This is a genomic window from Actinoplanes sp. NPDC048796 (genome assembly GCF_040650035.1).
Lineage (GTDB): Bacteria > Actinomycetota > Actinomycetes > Mycobacteriales > Micromonosporaceae > Actinoplanes.
Genome location: NZ_JBEZGO010000012.1, coordinates 12,245 through 28,484 on the forward strand (window position 1 = coordinate 12,245; position 16,240 = coordinate 28,484).

At 68.2% G+C, this 16,240-nt stretch carries 16 protein-coding genes and 4 pseudogenes; 9 read left to right on the forward strand and 11 right to left on the reverse strand.

Going from position 1 to position 16,240, the window contains the following annotated elements; genetic code table 11:
* Window positions 1-89: 89 nt before the first annotated feature.
* Entirely contained in the window at window positions 90-1,085 is a 996-nt protein-coding gene (locus tag AB0C26_RS35485) for an alpha/beta hydrolase (protein ID WP_360256658.1), read from the reverse strand.
* A gap of 48 nt (window positions 1,086-1,133) precedes the next feature.
* Between AB0C26_RS35485 and AB0C26_RS35490 the strand changes: the two genes are divergently transcribed.
* Window positions 1,134-1,712 (forward strand): TetR/AcrR family transcriptional regulator, encoded by a 579-nt coding sequence (locus AB0C26_RS35490; RefSeq protein WP_360256661.1) that lies wholly within the window; start codon window positions 1,134-1,136, stop codon window positions 1,710-1,712.
* Between the two features lie 149 nt (window positions 1,713-1,861).
* On the opposite strand, the gene AB0C26_RS35495 is transcribed toward AB0C26_RS35490, so the two are convergent.
* On the reverse strand, window positions 1,862-2,497 hold the full coding sequence (locus AB0C26_RS35495; protein WP_360257125.1) for a response regulator transcription factor: 636 nt from the start codon (window positions 2,495-2,497) through the stop codon (window positions 1,862-1,864).
* Window positions 2,494-2,667, reverse strand: a pseudogene (locus AB0C26_RS35500) (sensor histidine kinase); the annotation flags it as partial. The gene AB0C26_RS35495 and the pseudogene AB0C26_RS35500, both read right to left, overlap by 4 nt.
* Between AB0C26_RS35500 and AB0C26_RS35505 the strand changes: the two are divergent.
* The 4 genes and pseudogenes from AB0C26_RS35505 to AB0C26_RS35520 all read left to right on the forward strand — a co-directional run.
* Window positions 2,668-3,098, forward strand: a pseudogene (locus AB0C26_RS35505) (GNAT family N-acetyltransferase); the annotation flags it as partial. It lies immediately after the preceding pseudogene.
* Window positions 3,099-3,246: 148 nt separating this feature from the next.
* The gene (locus tag AB0C26_RS35510; protein ID WP_360257127.1) at window positions 3,247-4,344 is read left to right on the forward strand and encodes a serine hydrolase domain-containing protein; all 1,098 of its coding nucleotides are present in this window, start codon (window positions 3,247-3,249) and stop codon (window positions 4,342-4,344) included.
* 400 nt (window positions 4,345-4,744) lie between these two features.
* Entirely contained in the window at window positions 4,745-4,879 is a 135-nt protein-coding gene (locus tag AB0C26_RS35515; protein WP_360256663.1) for a hypothetical protein, read from the forward strand.
* A 211-nt stretch (window positions 4,880-5,090) separates the two neighbouring features.
* Window positions 5,091-5,855 (forward strand): hypothetical protein, encoded by a 765-nt coding sequence (locus AB0C26_RS35520; protein ID WP_360256666.1) that lies wholly within the window; start codon window positions 5,091-5,093, stop codon window positions 5,853-5,855.
* Between the two features lie 378 nt (window positions 5,856-6,233).
* On the opposite strand, the gene AB0C26_RS35525 is transcribed toward AB0C26_RS35520, so the two are convergent.
* From AB0C26_RS35525 to AB0C26_RS35540, 4 genes are all read right to left on the reverse strand, one after another.
* Window positions 6,234-6,956 (reverse strand): spermidine synthase, encoded by a 723-nt coding sequence (locus AB0C26_RS35525; protein ID WP_360256668.1) that lies wholly within the window; start codon window positions 6,954-6,956, stop codon window positions 6,234-6,236.
* A 33-nt stretch (window positions 6,957-6,989) separates the two neighbouring features.
* Entirely contained in the window at window positions 6,990-7,820 is an 831-nt protein-coding gene (locus tag AB0C26_RS35530; RefSeq protein ID WP_360256670.1) for a hypothetical protein, read from the reverse strand.
* A 31-nt stretch (window positions 7,821-7,851) separates the two neighbouring features.
* Window positions 7,852-8,139 (reverse strand): hypothetical protein, encoded by a 288-nt coding sequence (locus tag AB0C26_RS35535; RefSeq protein WP_360256672.1) that lies wholly within the window; start codon window positions 8,137-8,139, stop codon window positions 7,852-7,854.
* 1,206 nt (window positions 8,140-9,345) lie between these two features.
* Window positions 9,346-9,798 (reverse strand): hypothetical protein, encoded by a 453-nt coding sequence (locus AB0C26_RS35540; protein ID WP_360256674.1) that lies wholly within the window; start codon window positions 9,796-9,798, stop codon window positions 9,346-9,348.
* A 487-nt stretch (window positions 9,799-10,285) separates the two neighbouring features.
* Here AB0C26_RS35540 and AB0C26_RS35545 point away from each other — a divergent pair.
* From AB0C26_RS35545 to AB0C26_RS35560, 4 genes and pseudogenes are all read left to right on the forward strand, one after another.
* Window positions 10,286-10,660 (forward strand): annotated as a pseudogene (locus AB0C26_RS35545) (MMPL family transporter); the annotation flags it as partial.
* Between the two features lie 37 nt (window positions 10,661-10,697).
* Entirely contained in the window at window positions 10,698-11,480 is a 783-nt protein-coding gene (locus AB0C26_RS35550) for a hypothetical protein (protein ID WP_360257148.1), read from the forward strand.
* A complete protein-coding gene (locus tag AB0C26_RS35555; protein WP_360257129.1) occupies window positions 11,365-11,919 on the forward strand; it encodes an AraC family transcriptional regulator N-terminal domain-containing protein in 555 nt (184 codons plus the stop codon). Before AB0C26_RS35550 ends, AB0C26_RS35555 begins: the two co-directional genes overlap by 116 nt.
* Window positions 11,897-11,977 (forward strand): annotated as a pseudogene (locus AB0C26_RS35560) (hypothetical protein); the annotation flags it as partial. The gene AB0C26_RS35555 and the pseudogene AB0C26_RS35560, both read left to right, overlap by 23 nt.
* Window positions 11,978-12,278: 301 nt before the next feature.
* On the opposite strand, the gene AB0C26_RS35565 reads toward AB0C26_RS35560, so the two are convergent.
* The 4 genes from AB0C26_RS35565 to AB0C26_RS35580 all read right to left on the reverse strand — a co-directional run bounded on the left by AB0C26_RS35565 (window position 12,279) and on the right by AB0C26_RS35580 (window position 16,126).
* Window positions 12,279-13,175, reverse strand: a complete 897-nt coding sequence (locus AB0C26_RS35565) for a hypothetical protein (protein ID WP_360256676.1) — start codon at window positions 13,173-13,175, stop codon at window positions 12,279-12,281.
* Window positions 13,176-13,514: 339 nt separating this feature from the next.
* Window positions 13,515-14,540, reverse strand: a complete 1,026-nt coding sequence (locus tag AB0C26_RS35570; RefSeq protein ID WP_360256679.1) for an alpha/beta hydrolase-fold protein — start codon at window positions 14,538-14,540, stop codon at window positions 13,515-13,517.
* Between the two features lie 41 nt (window positions 14,541-14,581).
* Entirely contained in the window at window positions 14,582-15,340 is a 759-nt protein-coding gene (locus AB0C26_RS35575; RefSeq protein WP_360256681.1) for a hypothetical protein, read from the reverse strand.
* A gap of 66 nt (window positions 15,341-15,406) precedes the next feature.
* A complete protein-coding gene (locus tag AB0C26_RS35580; protein ID WP_360256684.1) occupies window positions 15,407-16,126 on the reverse strand; it encodes a polysaccharide deacetylase family protein in 720 nt (239 codons plus the stop codon).
* Window positions 16,127-16,240: the final 114 nt, after the last annotated feature.

Below are 16,240 nucleotides of genomic sequence, written 5' to 3' on the forward strand. Positions count from 1 at the left end.
TCGTCGCGCTCGGACCCGTCCGAACTGCTGTCCTGTTTCACACCCACCCTGGCCCCTTCGCGCGGCTCAAGGTTGCACGAGGCCGATGCCTACCGTGAAGCCGACGCCTCGGCGATGACCTCGCGGGCGGCCTCGACGATGATGCCGGGTTGTTCGAGCGGGACGAGGTGACCGCTGCGCTCGGCCACCATCAGCTTCGCGCGCCGGGAGATCGTGAGCTGCCGGCGCTGGCCGTCCTGCCAGATCCGCTCGAGCTCGGCCCCGGTGGCGGCGTCGATGCCGGCCGCCTCGTAGTCCTGGGGCCGGCCGCGCGCGATGACCCGTACCGGAAGGTCTTGCAGGTTCTGGCCTCGCACCGCGTCCTCGGTGAGGTGGATGAGGTCGGCCTCGCGCTGTTTGGTGGCGAAGTAGCTCCACGGCGCCGCCGTCACGTCGAGGAACTCGCGGCGCTGGTCGGGTGGCACCAGGCCGTCCAGCAGGGCTCCGCCGCCGGCGCGCAACGCGCCCACGGCCTTGAGGCTGGCCAGGATCCAGGGCGGTAGCGCGGTGGCCGGGGTGCCGCCCGACAGCAGCGGCGCGGTCCGCCGGGCGTCGTCTTCGGGGCGGGCGTCGACGAGGACCAGGCCCTCGACGTCGGCCGGGTACCGCTGGGCGAACTCGCGGGCGTAGAGACCGCCGAGACTGTGGCCGACGAGCACATACGGCTTCGGGGCGTTGACGGCGGCCAGGGCGGCGTGCAGTTCGGCAGTGACGTGCTCGCCGGTGCGCGCGGTGTCGGCGGCTTCGCTCCAGGCGTAGCCGGCGCGGTCGTACCGCACGACGGTGGTCTGTGGGGCCAGGCTGTCCGCCACCGTCTGCCAGGAGGAGGCGGCCTCGCCGCTGCCGGCTTCCAGGACGACGGTGGGGCCGCCGCTGCCCTGCCGGATCAGGTGCAGCCGGTGTCCGCCCACGTCCACCAGCTGGCCCGGCATGGGATGGGCCGCCCGGCCGACGGCGACCTGGATCCGTTCCACCGCCACCGCCACGATCGGCGCCAGCACGAGGAGGGTGAGGAGCAGGAGAAGCCAACGACGCTTTTTTAACACGAGTGTGTTCACAAAAATTATGCTAACACGGTCGTGTACATTCGTCGCATGCCCCGGCTCATCGACCACAGCCAGCGCGAACAAGACATCGCCGACGCCGCCTGGCGGGTTCTGGCCCGCGACGGCCTCCTCGCCCTGTCGGTGCGCAACGTCGCCGACGAGGCCGGCCTGGCCACCGCGTCGCTCCGCCGCGTCTTCCCGACCCAGGACGCCCTGCGGGCCTACTGCCTCCAGGTGGTCGGCGACCGGGTGCAGGGCCGCCTCGACGCGCTGCCGACCGGTGGCGAGGTGCACGACTACGTCGAGCAGTGCCTCCAGCAGCTTCTTCCCCTCGACGCCGAGCGGCGGGCCGAGACGGAGGTCTTCCTCACCGTCGGCGCGCTGGCTTTCACCAACCCGGCCGTACGGACGGCCTTCGCCGCCTCGCACGCCCTCATCGCCACGGCCTGCGAATCGCTGCTCGGGATGCTGATGGACATGCCACGGCCCCGGCTCACCGAGCACGCGCGCCGCCTGCACGCCCTGCTCGACGGCCTGGCCTTCCACCTGGTCCACGACCCGGCACTCGGCCCCGGCTGGGCCGTCGCGGAATTACGGCACCACCTCGACAGCCTGCCGGCGCAGTAACCGATCGAGCCGAGGCGAACGCCGCCCGCGAACGGTCTCAGGTCCAGCGCCCGTAGGAGGCGGACGACGGCGGAAGCGGCCTGCATGTCCCAGCCGTGGATTCGACCATGCCTCGGCTCCCACAGCGGAGTGCCTGGTGACAGGGCGGGTCAGCTCCGCAGGTAGGCCAGCACTGCAAGCACTCGCCGGTGGCCGTCGGTTGTGGTCGGTAGGTCGAGCTTGCTGAAGATGTTGCCGATGTGCTTGTTGACCGCCGCGTCCGTGACGTGCAGGCGCTTGCCGATCGTGTCGTTGGACCGGACCTGTGCCATCAGCGCCAGAACTTCAAGTTCGCGGGCCGTGAGCCGCTGCCTGGGATCCGGCCGCCTGCTGATCAGCTGGCGGACCACCTCCGGATCGACGATCGTCTGCCCGGCCGAGACCTGTTCCACTGCGGTATTGAACTCTACGACCGCGCCGACCCGGTCCTTCAGGAGGTAGCCGACGCAATCGCCGTCGTCGGAGTCCAGCAGCTGCGCCGCATATGACTGGTCGACGTACTGGCTGAGGACAAGTACGGGCAGGCCGGGGAAGGACTGGCGCAGCCGTACGGCGGCCCGGAGCCCGTCGTTGGCGTTGCCCGTCGGCATCCGGACATCAGTGATGATGATGTCCGGACGCTGGGCATGGACGGCTGCGGTGAGCGCGTCGGCGTCCGCCACCGCGTCGATGACGTCGTGCCCGAACCGGCCGAGGATGCTCACCAGACCCTCGCGCAGGAGGGCGGAGTCCTCGGCCAGGGTCACCCGAAGGGGCATGGGATCTCCATCAGTACGAGAGTCGGGCCGCCGGGTGGGCTGGACATCCGCATGCGCCCGTTCAGCACGGCAAGCCGATCCGCGAGGCCGGTCAGCCCGGTCCCGGCGGAGGCGTCCGCGCCGCCCACACCATTGTCCCTCACCTGCAGGACGAGGATGCCGACCCGGCTATCCGGCAGTGGCATTTCCGCGCCATGGATGAGGAACAAGCCTCGGCGTGGATCGACCACTGGCCGGGCCGCTGGCACGACGAGACGGGCGCAGGCTGGGCCGTGACCGAAGGCGCCGCGGTGACCGGTCAGATCAGCTTCCGGCGGCTGCGTCTGGCGGACGGCTTCGCGGAGATCTCCTACTGGGTGCTGCCCGCGGGCGACGTCTCGCGTCCCGTGCTCTGTCCGCCTTGACCGATTGGGCGTTCGGCACGCTGGGCCTGCACCGGATCGCGCTGACCCACTCCACTGCCAACCCCGCGTCCTGCCGGGTCGCCGAGACCACCGGCTTCCGTTACGAGGGCACCATGCGGCGCGAGGCCCGCCACATCGACGGCTGGCACGACATGCATCTGCACGCACGACTGGGCGACGACTGAGCGCGCCGAAGGTAGGGCTATCACCCCCAGAGACCCGCCAGATGGCCTCATGGCCGCCGGAAACGATTCCCGCAATGCTCGATCAGTCCGAACGATCAAGGAGTTTCCCGTGTTCCACCACCACCCCGAACGCCGCATCAGCGTGGCTATGACCGCGCTGCTGACGGCGGGTGCCGTGATCGCAGGCAGCACACCAGCCGTCGCCGCGAACCGCGATGCCGTCCGTTCGCACCTCAAGGGATTAGTTGCCGAGGACGGTTTCCCCGGCGCGTCGGCAACCGTGCGAGGTCGTGACTACACGGCCGGCGTGGGCGACGTCCGTACCGGCAAGCCGGTCAGACCCGGTGGGCAGGTCCGCATCGGCAGCAACACCAAGACCTTCACCGCGGTGGTCGTGCTGCAACTGGTCGGCGAGGGTCGCGTACGGCTCGACGAACCCATCGAAACCTATCTGCCCGGCTTGGTACTCGGCGACGGCATCGACGGGCGCCGGATCACCCTACGGCAGCTTCTCCAGCACACCAGCGGGCTGCCCGACTACGCGACGACCTATCTGGCGAAGGACATCTTCCCGGTTCAGCACCGGTACGTCCCGCCGCGTGACCTGCTCGATCTGGCCCTGAGCGCCAAGGCCGACTTCGCGCCCGGCCAGAGCTGGGCTTACAGCAACACCAACTATCTGCTGGCCGGGCTACTCATCGAACGGGTCACCGGCCGCCCCTACGGTGAGGAGGTCACCCGCCGCATCATCCGCCCGCTCGGCCTGCGGCACACCTACCTCCCCGCCATCGGCGACCAAGGCATCCGCGAGCCGCATCCGCGGGGCTACCACGCGGCCACGCCGGGCGGCGCGCTGCGGGACGTGACGATCCTCGACCCGTCGTGGGCCTGGGCGGCCGGTGGCCTCATCGGCACCACCGCCGACCTCAACACGTTCTTCTCCGCCCTGGTCGGTGGGCGGCTGCTCCGGCCGGCTCAGCTCGCCGAGATGCGCAAGACCGTCCCGGCCACAGGGATGTGGCCCGGCGCCCGATACGGACTCGGCTTGATCAGCACACCGCTCAGCTGCGGCGGGCTCATGTGGGGCCATGGCGGAGACATCTACGGGTACGAGACCCGCGACGGCGTCACCGAAGACGGCCGGGCCGCGTCGGTGGCGGTCACCGCCCTGCCCGGCGCGGTACCGGACCCGCAGACCGCGGCCGACCACGTCGTCCAGTTCGTCGACTTCGCACTGTGCAACTGAAGCAGATCCGTTGACCACCGCTTGGCCGCAAGACGTGGGCGCGACCACGTTGATGACCGCGTACGCCCGCGCAGGAAAGCCGCAGGTCACCACCTCGGCCGACCGGCACCGTGACGGTCAGCTCCGCTGACGACCCCCTCCGAGTACGGCTAGTCTCCGGGACTCGGGCTGGATCTTGACGTACAGCTGACAACGGAAGGTACTTGGGCGGGCCTCGCTCAAGTACCTTCCGTTCTGTGGCCAGTCGCGGCGACGCAAGAGTCGACTAGCGTGCCACCTTTTTCAGCTACGCGATCCAGCATTCCCGCCGCTGTATCACAAAGTTTTAGACGCGATACGAGGCGGCGTCTAGCTCCGTCCCGGTTCGCGGTGACGTCGTTTGAACAACCGACATGCCGACATGAAGAGCAAGTACGTCGACTTCGCCGCCGTGACGAATTCCGAGTCGTTGATGACCGTCGCCTTCAAGAAGGGCGCGAACTCCAGTGATGGCCGGACGAAGCTGAGCTTCGCCAACTCATCTCACCGTCGCTGACGGTGCGGGCGTGTCGTCAACATGGTTGTGCACGGGCATCTCGCACAGGGAGCATATGAGGGCCGATCGTCGGCCGGAACGGGGAGTCGCACGCGCCGGTCTGGGCGGTTGCGGCTGGCTTCTAGTCGATGTGACCGGACGTCGGCGGTGCTGCAACGGCGCGATCTGCTCACATTGACGCGAGATCTTCCTTCGATGATTATCTCTGGCCATGTTCTCCTTTCGTGGCCGGCTGGTGCTGGGCTCGCTGGTCGCCACACTGCTCACCGCCGGACTGACCGGCTGCGCGGACGGCGATACGGCCACCGCCTCCCCCACGATCTCCGCTTCCACGGCCGTGACCGCGTCCCCGACCTCTTCGAAGACGTCGTCGTCGCCCCGCCCGCTGGCCACAATGTCCAAGGCCGTCGGGGCGTACAGCACCACGGCGCTCATCGCCGAGCCGGTGATCGGCAAGGGCGTGGCGCAGAAGTTCGGCGCCGCCAACGTCCAGAGGACGTACGGCGATGTCGTGAAGTTCCTGCGTGCCGAAACGTTCAAGATGGATCGTCTCAAGCCCAAGGCCAAGTACGCTGTCGCGGACTTCCGGTCGGCTGAGCTGCACATGCATCCGGGCCTGCTCAAAGAGTGGCGCAAGACGCTGAAGAAGGCGCTCGCCGGCGACGAAAATGAGGCCGGCGAGGTCCAGGTGTTGACGTACTTCAACGCCTACTGGGGCGGCTACAAGTTCGCGACAAACGGACCGCAGCTGGTCAACGAGCAGATCGGGTCTCCCGTCCTATACGTCGACGAGGAGACGAACCTGCTGGCGATCAATCTGTCGTACAGCGCAGACCTTCGCATGGCGCGGGCCGGGGTGACCTACCGCCGTCCGTTCAGCAAGCAGATCACCCTCAAGGTCAAACCGGGCGAGCAGGTCTGGAGCATGGACGATTTCAGCGGATCCTGGACGATCAGCGCTCCGCTCCCCGAATGAGCTGCCTTCAGATGCTCATGACACCGGTCGGCGGCTTCTATGGTGCATCCCGCTTCGCCGAGTCTCCGCGGGTGAACTCGCCACCACGGATACCGTGTGGCGTTGAAGCCGACGCTGTCGCGACACGAAGCGGGTGGCGGTGAGCCCCGATGGCAAGCGAGCTCGAACCTCGGTTCTGGCGCAGGAAGTCTGGAGAGAGCCGGGCTCAACGCCTCGACCCGTTAGCGGTCTACAACCCGGCTGCGAAGATCGTCGGCTGCCACCTGGACGCCCGCCCGAGGCGGTCGTGATCTGCAAGGTCTCCACGAGCTGGACGACCCGCCGCGACACCCGGGATGCGGCTCCCGAGGCAGGCACCCCCAGCGGCGTGGCTTCGCATCAATCGGCGACGGTCGCGACGTACACGGTGTTGGCGGACGTGCCCCCGGTCAGTGGGTTCGGGAACGGCACAACCTCGGCCGTCGCCGCGGCGAAACTCTCCCGCAGAGAGCCCAGGAACGCCTTGTCCGGTGGGTCGTCGGACCAGAGCCCGAACACCCCGCCCGGGCGCAGAAAGCGGCCGAGCCGGCGCAGCCCGGCCGGGGTGTAGAGGTCGGCGTGCGCGGGGTTGAGGACGTTGACCGGGGAGTGGTCGATGTCGACCAGAACGGCGTCGAAGCGACGATCGGGGTCGGCCGGGTCGAACCCGGCGCCCTCGCGCACCAGCGCGAAGAAGTCGCCCTCGAGCAGTGTGGTGCGGGGGTCGGCGGTCAGCGAGTGGGCACCCGGGAGCAGGTCACGGCGATGCCAGTCGATCACCGGGGCCAGCGCCTCGACCACGATCAGCGACGCGACCCGGTCATCGGCCAGCGCCGCCCGGGCGGTGTAGCCGAGGCCCAGACCGCCCACCACGACGTCCAGCGGCGCGTCCGACGCGGCGGCGGCCAGGCCGAGCCGGGCCAGTTCCTCTTCGGCCACGGTGAACAGGCTCGACATCAGATACTCGTCACCGAGCTTGACCTCGTACACCTCGGTCCGGGTCGTCGGATCGAGGCGCCGGCGCAGGCTGATCTCGCCGATGCGGGTGGGCGCCCAGTCCAATTCGGTGAAGTGTGGGTGCATGCGAGCTGCCCTTCCGGCGCTGAGGAGAAGACCCTAGCGCCTGGGCTTGCCGGGGAAGCGCTTACCGAGCGTACGGCGGTGTGGTTCACCCGCGGGTGGTTTCGGGCGGTAGTGGCGGGCAGCCTCGGCCACCGTCTCGTCGGCGTCGTTCTCCAGCTCGTGCCGGATGTGTTCCGGGGTGAGATCGGAGGTGGCCATCGAGTGCCGGACCTCGGCCGACCGGTCGTCCAGCAGGGCTCGAAGATCGGCCTCGGCCAGCGGCAGGGCCCGTACCAGCACCGCCCGGACGTCGGGCGACGAATCGTGGGCCAGGGTGCTGCGCTGCTCGGCCGTGGTGCCGTCGTTGGTGGCCAGACCCTTGCGGACCCGGACGGTGCGGTCGCGCAGCATCGCCGCGATAACCTCGGGATCGCGGGTCCGGCTGGCCAGCCTTTCCCGGACCTCGGGGGAAACGTCGTCGATGAGGATCGCGGCCAGGTCGGGCTCGAGATCCGGCATCTCGGCCAGCAGGCCGCGGAGCTCCTTGTCCTGCGCCTTCGCCATCAACTCGCGGACCGGGGTGTCGCAGGCCGGGTTGGTTGCGACCGCCCAGCGAACCCACCGGTCGGCGTCCCGGACGAGGCGCTGAAGGTTCCCGGAAGAGGTCGCGGGATTTTTCGCGACCTCTTGACGGACGGTGCGCTCACGATCTCGGGTGAGGCCCCGCAGAGCCTGTGCCGGGGCCCCCGGGTTGGCCGCGACCGCCGCACGAACCCGCTCGGACGGATCCGAAGCCAGCTCGTACAGCTCGTCCGGGCCGGTCGAACGATCTTGCGCCAGGGCGAGTCGTACGTCGATGTCGCTGTTCAGGCCCTGATTTCCCATCCGCCGATCCTTTCACGACCGGCTGGGCGGGTCAGAAGGGCGGTGCGTCCTCGCCCATCAGCGCGAGCACGACGCCGCCTTTTCCGCTCTTGAGTCCCTGGACGACGACCTTGCCGGTGCTGCCGTCGGGCATCTCCAGAGTGAAGGTCTTCCCGACCGCGTTCTTGGGACCGCGGCCGGCGCTGTTGGCGGGCCGGAAGTCACCGGCCCACGGCGGAACACCGCCCTTGCGGGAAGGTTCGGCGAAGAGGGCAGCGGTGCCGGGGGTACGGGTGCCGTCGGCGGAGAGGAGTACTGAGGCGCTTCGGTAAGTAGCCATATGCGCTCACGGTATCCCAGAAAAGCCGCAGCGGCCGGTTTCCGCACCACCGGCGCCTCTGGCCGGCCAGCGGTTTCGAGTGATGGTTGCCGTTGACCGCACTCACGGCTCCCGGTTCGTCTGCATGCTCCGGCGGTCCGCCGCGACGTGTCGCTATGTTGTGTAGGCGAAATCTCGGGCGACAAGTACCGTGTGTCTATCGCGAATGTCGGGCTCCGAACACAGAGCAGTTCATCGATTTTTGTGGCCGCTGACCAGCGATTATTCGGTCGGCGCCCTTAATCGTTTCCAGGGCACGGCCCGTCGTTGCAGGTGGGCCCCTTCTCGTCAAGGCCGGCGGGGACAGAGCCTCACCGCCCCGGGCGGTAGTCGGCGATCCTGTCGTGTTCGCGGCCACGAACCGCTCGCGCATGACGGTCAGCGCCGGATCGTCGTCGAACCCGCGGTGCCATGCTACGGCGACCGCGGCCCGATGACCGGCTGTTGACGCTGCCAGGACCGAACCGCCGATATTCACCGGGTCGGGGGCCCAAATTGCGGTTCGATCGCTGGTCGTGACGCTGTCGCCGAGCCGCCACGGCATCCCATGAGTTATGCCTGACAACAGCTGGTAGATCCCGGGCAGCCCGCCGAATTGCGCTTGGACGAGGTCGGTTGCCTTCGCAGCGATCGGCTCTTCCGGTGCGGGACGGCTTCTGCGGCGGGCGGCATCATGTACGGATTGCCGGGGATCTTGCTGGCTCCTCGGCGACCGGCGTCGACATTGGCAAGCGGATGTGCGATCCCGCGGGCGAATCGAACCTCGAATGGGCGCTCACGGTCGAGGATGTACCCGAGCCACGCGGCCGACTCGAGCGTTACCCGGGCCAGCGTGGCGTGCGCATAGATAGGAAGCCCGGTCTCCGAAGCCATCCGCCGTGTTCGGATGAGGCGGCTCGATCATCATCGCGAACGGCCTTCTCGGCGCCCCCAGGGCGGATCGCCGGGTCAGGCGCGGTGGATGACGACGTTCGACACCACCTCGTACGGCGTGGACAGGTCCGCCGACGCCGCCGAGGTGGCGCTCACGTTGGAGAAGCGAGGAACAGGTCCTCGACCAGCCCGGGTACGACTGCAAGCCGCGAACCTGCCCGTCGTCGGCGTCGGAACCGTTGCCGCAAAGACCTCGGCGACCCCTGGAAACAGGGGCCGCCGAGGTTGACGCCACTACTGGCTGACGAGCGACCAGGCCTGGTAGTCACCGCTGTTGCACTTCAGCAGTCGCACACCTTGCGAGACGCTCCCGTCGAGGCACAGGGTGGTGGCCGTAGCCCGGCGAATGCTGTCATCAGCGGGGTGGGAGACCCACTTCTGGTAGACGCCGGCGTTGCAATCGAGCAGCCGGACACCCTGGGAGGTGCTGCCGTCCAGGCACTTACCGGTACCGTTCCAGATCTCGTCGGTCGTGGGGTCCGAGTGCCAGCGCTGGTAGATGCCGTCGTTGCACGAGTTCAGCCGCACGCCCTGCGAGGAGCTGGCGTCCAGGCACATGCCGTTCTTCATGCTCTTCAACCAGAACGATGCCGGTGCGGCCTGAGCGGGCGCCGCGCCCATCGCGAAGGTTGCGATCAGCGCCGTGAACAGCGCCAGCCAGCCGGTGAGAGCTCTTCGTGTAGTCAAGACCAATCCCTTTCCCCGTTGATTTCCTAGCCCATCAAAGTCCATGTAGGACCGATCGGTCAAGATCCCCGAAACCCGCTACCGTCCGACGCGATATGAGCCGGTGGTTCGCGGCTGGAGCGTCACCCGCATGGCGTGGATTACGGAGTCTGCCGACCCGACGGGAGGCAACGATCTGCCGGCTGCCACACGTCGTATCCGGCCACGCGCCGGTGCTTCACCCACTGGCAATCCGAGCGGGCCAGGACGGTATTACGGGAATCGTCGGAGCGGAACACGTAGGCGGCTCGTGGATCGGCCTGCACGGCGGTCCGATAGGGCAGGTAACGGTCGAGCCCTGGATGCAGGCCATCGGCAGGACCACCGAACAGGACGGCGCAGATCACGTCTTCACCGCTGAGGGGCAACCTTCGACCGGCCGGGACTTCGGCGGCAGCCGCGCATAGGTCGCGTCGCAGGGCCGGGTTGCGATCCACCGGTGGCACCGGCCGGTGTGCGGCCGAGCCCGGCCGGGCCGCTGGGGATGGCGATCACCAGCGGCATGCTCGCTCTGATGCTGGGGCTGGCGGTCGGCATCGATTACGCGATGTTCGTCGTCTCACGGTTCCGGGAGGAACGCCACCGCCACGACGGCGAGCAGGCGGCCGGTCGGGCTGCGGGTACGGCCGGCTCGGCGGTGGTTTTCGCCGGCACGACCGTGGTCATCGCTCTCGCCGCCCTGTCGGTGGTGGGGATCCCGTCGCTGGCCAAGATGGGGCTGGCCGCCGCGGGTGCCGTGGTGATGGCCGTCCTGGTGGCGCTGACCCTGGTCCCCGCGCTGCTCGGCTTCGCCCCGAACCGGACCCTCACCCGCGCCCAGCGGCGTGGCGGTGTCCCGACCTCCCCCGTCGTTCCACCGCATGCGCCTGGATGCGGCTGGTGCTGCGCCGCCCGCTCATGATCGCGCTGGCCGGCGTGGCGCTACTGGCCGCAATCGCCGTTCCCTCCCTGTCACTGCAGCTCGGCACACCGGGGATGCGTCGCTGCCGGTCACCGAGACCAAACGACGCGCGTACGACCTGCGGGCCGAGGCCTTTGGTCCCGGATTCAACGGTCCGCTGACGGTGGTGATCGACGCGCGGGAAGCCGCGGTGGGGAGCGTGGCCGACAGCATCAGGTCGACGAGCGGCGTGGTGTCGGTGTCGAAGGCAACCTTCAATCAGCAGGGCGACACGGCGATCCTTACCGCCGTGCCGTCGACCGCGCCGACTGACGAACGCACCGAGAACCTGGTGGAGACGTTGCGGGCGGCGCGCCCGAGCGTGGAGGCCGCCGGTGACGTGACCTATGAGATCACCGGTACCACCGCGCTGGACATCGACATGGCCCGTAAGACGAAGTCGGCGCTCGTGCCGTACGTGGCGATCGTGATTGGTCTGGCCGTGCTGCTCCTCCTGGTGGTGTTCCGGCCGGTCTGGGTTCCGGTCGGTCTGGGTTCCGGTCAAGGCGGCACTCGGATTCTTGCTGTCGCTGTTCGCCGCGCTCGGCGTGATCGTCGCGGTGTTCCCATGGGGCTGGGCCGCCGGCCTGCTCGGCGTCGAACAGACCGGGCCGGTCATGAGCCTGATGCCGATCCTGCTGGTGGGCATCGTGTTCGGCCTGGCTATGGACTATCAGGTCTTCCTGGTCTCGCGGATGCGTGAGGCACACGTACACGGCAGTCCCGCCCGCGACGCCATCCTCACCAGCTACGAACACAGCTCCAAAGTCGTCGCCGCCGCCGCGATCATGATCACCGTGTTCGGCGGGTCCGCCGCAGCCCACGAGCCGCTGATCACGATGGTCGCACTGGTTGAGATCACCCAGGCCACCGAAGCAGCTCCCTACCTCGCCATCGAGTTAGCCATCGACCGTCACGTGCTGAGCGACCTCGTAACGCATATGCCGCCGCGGTCGCAGACCCACGGCTCGCCCGTGGGCGTCTACCCGTTGCCCGATTCGGCGCTGGCGGCAACACTCCGGCTGGTCCAGCTGATGAAGGACCCCACTGACGCCCGAATCCTCGCCGAAAGCGAACCTCAAGGACGCCACCGGCACGACCCCGACGCAGTACCACAAGATGCTGCGCCTGCACGAGGCTAGAAGACCGGTCGCCTTGCGCTCGCGCACCATGGCCTCCGTCGCAGAGGCAATTGGATATGCGAGTCCCGCACAGTTCAGCCGCGAATACAAGCGAGCCTTCGGGTCCGCTCCCCGCCACGACGCTGAGCACTTCGGTCAAAGCGATGACCGTGGCCGGCAGCCGCCGATGCGGTGCGCAAGGGGCTCGCGAGCGCGCATGGCCCACACACGGACGCGCCGGAGACCCCGTGGTGCGTGGGCCTCCGGCGAGGCGGTTGCGTGCGGTGGATCAGGATCCGCGAAGGATGAGGTTGCCGTGGTCCGGGACGCCGCTCTGCGAGCCGCTTTGTTTCGCTGGCGCGTTTTGCGGCGCTGCGGCTTTATCCGGCTGGCGTTTCGTTCAAGCCCAAACTACGCAGAACGTTATCGCGGTTCGCGTTTCCGCGCAGCGCGGTCAAGGAGTTCAAGCGGCCCAGCAAAGTCGTGGAAGATGCGGGACATTTCAGGTCTTGAATCGCCGACAAGGTCTTTTCGAAACGTTGGATGCGACTTTCCAGGTCCGTTCCACTCGGAAGGTTCGCGTTCTTGAGCGCTACCTGCGCGTTCACTTGGGCTTGAGTGGGCGGGCAGCGACCGGGAACATTCACCCCGGTGGGGCCTACGCGGTCGGCTGTCGCGTTCGGATCGCCCGGACTGAAACCCAGCGCCGGCACCAAAGCGTTGATGTTGCCGGAGCCGGCCCCGGCGCTCCCCGTCGCGGCCGGGTCACCGGATCCTGCGGCGGCTCCCCTATCCGCTGGCGTTTCGTTCAAACCCAAACCACGCAGGACGTTATCGCGGTTCGCGTTTCCGCGCAGCGCGGTCAAGGACTTCAAGCGGCCCAGCAAAGTCGTGGAAGACGCGGGGCATTTCAGGTCTTGAATCGCCGACAAGGTCTTTTCGAAACGTTGGATGCGGCTTTCCAGGTCCGTACCACTCGGAAGGTTCGCATCCTTGAGCGCAACCTGCGCGTTCACCTGGGCTTGAGTGGGCGGACAGCGACCGGGAACATTCACCCCGGTGGGACCCACACGGTCGGCCGTCGCGTTCGGGTCGCCCGGGCTGAAACCCAGCGCCGGCACCAAAACGTTGATGCCACCGGAGCCGGCTCCGGGGTTGCCCTGCTCGGCGGCCTGGCTCATCCCCGTGCCGACCGCGAGAGCCGAGCCGAGCAGCGCTGCGGCGGCACCTCCAATCAGCAGCTTGCGCGTCCGGCTGCTGACTCCGCGTCGATACATGCACGGCTCCTCTTCGTCTCGGTACTGCTTGTGCCGAGATATACGAGCAATGATGCGGCAGCAGTTCATGACGCTGAGCAAGCGTTCCTTAAAGTTTCTTTAACGTGACTCCCGGGCGTGCAGCCGCCGAACGGATGAACACCTGTCCGCTGGCAGGTCCGACGATCATGTTTCTATCCTTCCGGGATGCGCACCGCCGCCGCCATCGCGGCCCTCACCGTCGCCCTGCTGTCGACTGCCGCCGTCGGCTGAGCTCTGGGAAGCCGCCGCTCGCATCACCAGGTGCGGGCGGCGGCCATATGCCCCGAGCGCAGCTGCGCATATAAGGGAAATCCGGCCTCACGGTAGTGGCCGGGCGAGGCGTCTCGAAAGCCAGTCGAAGGCGGCCGGTTCCATCGCCCGCCAGGTTTTCGCGTTGTGGCCGCCGTTGCCGACGTAGGCCGTTGTCACCGACATCGGCGCCTTGGCCAGCTCGGCCATCTCGCGGGTGCCCCGCAGCGCGGCTTGATCGGTCTTCGCCGAGGCGAGGTACAGGGACACGGCGGGTATCGGAAGGTGCTGCAGTCGCCAGGCATTGTTGTACGTGGTGTTCTCGGTTCCGTCGCCGATCGTGATGCCCGGGCTGGAGTAGCCGGACAGGCTGGCCGCGGCGGCGTACTGCCCGGGATGGCGTAGCAGAAGACTTGCTGCGCAGTAGCCGCCCGCCGAGTAGCCGATGAGTCCCCAACTGCCCGGTCCGGTCCGTACGGGAAGCCTCGCCTTTGCGAATGCCGGGACGTCCGCAGTGAGGAACGTTTCAGTCTGGGGGCCACCGGCCAGGTTCGTGCATTCGGTGTCCAGCGATGGCCGAGGCGTCTGGTACGGGAACAGCACCACGGTGGGCGACATCCGGCCGGACGAGATCTCGTGGTCGAGGATCTCCGCCGCTCCAAGCTTGTTCAGCCATTGCAGCGGCGATCCCGGATAGCCGTGCAGCGCTTCGATCACCGGATAGCGGCGAGTGTTGTCCCGCGCATAGTCGGCCGGCAGATACGCGTACATCGGCATGCTGAGCCCGCTGGCCGTGCCGTTGACGGTGAAGGTGAGGATGCGGCCGCCGCCGGGCCGGTCGGCGACGGGGACTGTTTCGACGGCGGTGGACTTGGGGCTGATCAGGCTGGCCCAGGTCGGATACGTGGCGACCTGCCGGTTCAGCCACACCAGGCCGGCGGTCGCCGCGCTGATGAGGCACAGCGCGAGCAGTGCCGGACGGTACAGGAAGCGGCGTCGACGGTTGCTCGCGTCCCACACGAGCCCGAGGAGAACGGCGGCCGCGACGGCGAGTCCCGCGGCGAGCACTTCCAGGGCGAAGCTGTCCGGAGACATGTGACCTCCTTCAGGGCGGATGGAATCGGGCAGGCGTACGCCTACAGCGGCATGGGGGTCTGCGCGACCGCCCATCGCACGGCGGCGGCCCAGGTGCCGGCACGATGGACTTCCACGCCGGCGGGCAGTTTCGGGGCCGTGCCGGATCCGACGAACGCCCATGCGGGAAAGCGGCCGGGAGCAACCGTGATCGCCGAATTGAGCGCCGGCGCCAGGGCGATCGGCGCGACCATGGCCCAGCGTTGACCGGTCACTCGCACATCACGCTCGAGAGCACGAGGCAGCGATGTCGCCGTCTCGGCGGTCACACTGGTCACCGGCACGCTGACCGACACCACCTCGGGGAGTCCCCGCGCTATGGTCGCGTCCGGCGCACCCACGATCATCACGACGGGGTAGCGCCTCGTCGGGTGGGCGAGGTAGCCGTCCGGAAGGCCGACCACCAGCGGGCCCGGTTGAGCCGGCTCGGTCGGATGCCACTCGAACGACCAGGCCTGGCCGGTACCGGCAGCGCTTTGGCCGGCCAACCATGAGTCGAGGTTCCCCGCAGTGGCTTCGGGAGCAGAGCTCACCGATTCGGTGTCGTCGAGCAGAGCCGACCAGGTGGGATAGAACTGCTGAGTCCGGTTGAACCAGACGCCGGCGGTCACCAGGAGCAGAATCTCGGTGAGCAGCAGGCCGAGCGGGCGTACGACGAAGCGCAGACGGCCGGAGCGCCTCCACCAGAACACAGTGGCCCCGAGGGTCGTGAGCGTCATGAGGGCCATCAGCAGGATCAGCGGCCGCCCGGTCAATGCCATGATTGCTACGGTGCCATCTGCTTGCTCATGGGGCGGCCACCTCCCGGATCGTGCCTTCTGCAGATCTCACAGCGTCGACGGGACAGCAGGCAGGCCGTGGTCACGCAGCCGTCCCACCTCGTAACCCCGGACCTGACAGATCTCGAGGATCTCGGGCAGCGCTCCGAGTACCGCGTTCCAGGAGTCGCCGTCGGCGGCGCGGTCGCTGTGGTGCATCAGAACGGTGCCGCCACCGCGAAGGCGCCGGCGAACCGAGCGGTACACCGCTTCGGGGCCGGCCGGCCGTCCCCAGCGCCGATCGGAGCAGGTCCACAGGACCGGGGTCAGGCCGAGACAGCGCGCGGTCAGCAGCGCGGTGCTGCTGGCCAGGCCGTACGGCGGCCGCCACCAGCGGGGCTCCTGTCCGGTGACCGAGGTGATCGCCGCCGTCGCGCGGGACAGATCCCGTACGACGTCCCGCGGGAGGCGACTGAGCAGCAGGCGATGCTGATAGCCGAGCACACCGACTTCGTGACCTGCGGCCACGATGTCACGGGTTTCCTTGACATGCCGCTCGACCTTCTCGCCCGGGAGGAAGAACGTCGCTCGTACGTCATGCCGGTCGAGCACCCGTAACAGTTGTGGGGTTGCCCGCGGGTCGGGTCCGCCGTTGAAGGTGAGAGCAACGTGGCCGGGCCTGCCGATGCCGGACAGTCGTGGCGGCAGCAAGCGACGGCTCAGCTGCCCGAAGGCGGCCAGGGAAGGGCCGGCATGGGCACCCGCGACGGCGACGGCGGCAGTGATCACGGCTTCGATCATGAGGCGGCGATCGTTGCCGACGGCGCTTGAAAATTTCCTGAAAGACTTTCAGCTGGCCTTCAGGCCCGGATCGCTACCTTGCCGACGGCATCGGGTGTGCCT

Bases quoted from the DNA above. Each gene is read 5' to 3' on its own strand.
- AB0C26_RS35490 (WP_360256661.1), top strand. From the start codon at position 1,134: ATGCCCCGGCTCATCGACCACAGCCAGCGCGAACAAGACATCGCCGAC.
- AB0C26_RS35510 (WP_360257127.1), top strand. From the start codon at position 3,247: ATGACCGCGCTGCTGACGGCGGGTGCCGTGATCGCAGGCAGCACACCA.
- AB0C26_RS35515 (WP_360256663.1), top strand. From the start codon at position 4,745: ATGAAGAGCAAGTACGTCGACTTCGCCGCCGTGACGAATTCCGAGTCG.
- AB0C26_RS35520 (WP_360256666.1), top strand. From the start codon at position 5,091: ATGTTCTCCTTTCGTGGCCGGCTGGTGCTGGGCTCGCTGGTCGCCACA.
- AB0C26_RS35525 (WP_360256668.1), bottom strand. From the start codon at position 6,956: ATGCACCCACACTTCACCGAATTGGACTGGGCGCCCACCCGCATCGGC.
- AB0C26_RS35530 (WP_360256670.1), bottom strand. From the start codon at position 7,820: ATGGGAAATCAGGGCCTGAACAGCGACATCGACGTACGACTCGCCCTG.
- AB0C26_RS35535 (WP_360256672.1), bottom strand. From the start codon at position 8,139: ATGGCTACTTACCGAAGCGCCTCAGTACTCCTCTCCGCCGACGGCACC.
- AB0C26_RS35550 (WP_360257148.1), top strand. From the start codon at position 10,698: ATGCGCCTGGATGCGGCTGGTGCTGCGCCGCCCGCTCATGATCGCGCT.
- AB0C26_RS35565 (WP_360256676.1), bottom strand. From the start codon at position 13,175: ATGTATCGACGCGGAGTCAGCAGCCGGACGCGCAAGCTGCTGATTGGA.
- AB0C26_RS35570 (WP_360256679.1), bottom strand. From the start codon at position 14,540: ATGTCTCCGGACAGCTTCGCCCTGGAAGTGCTCGCCGCGGGACTCGCC.
- AB0C26_RS35575 (WP_360256681.1), bottom strand. From the start codon at position 15,340: ATGGCATTGACCGGGCGGCCGCTGATCCTGCTGATGGCCCTCATGACG.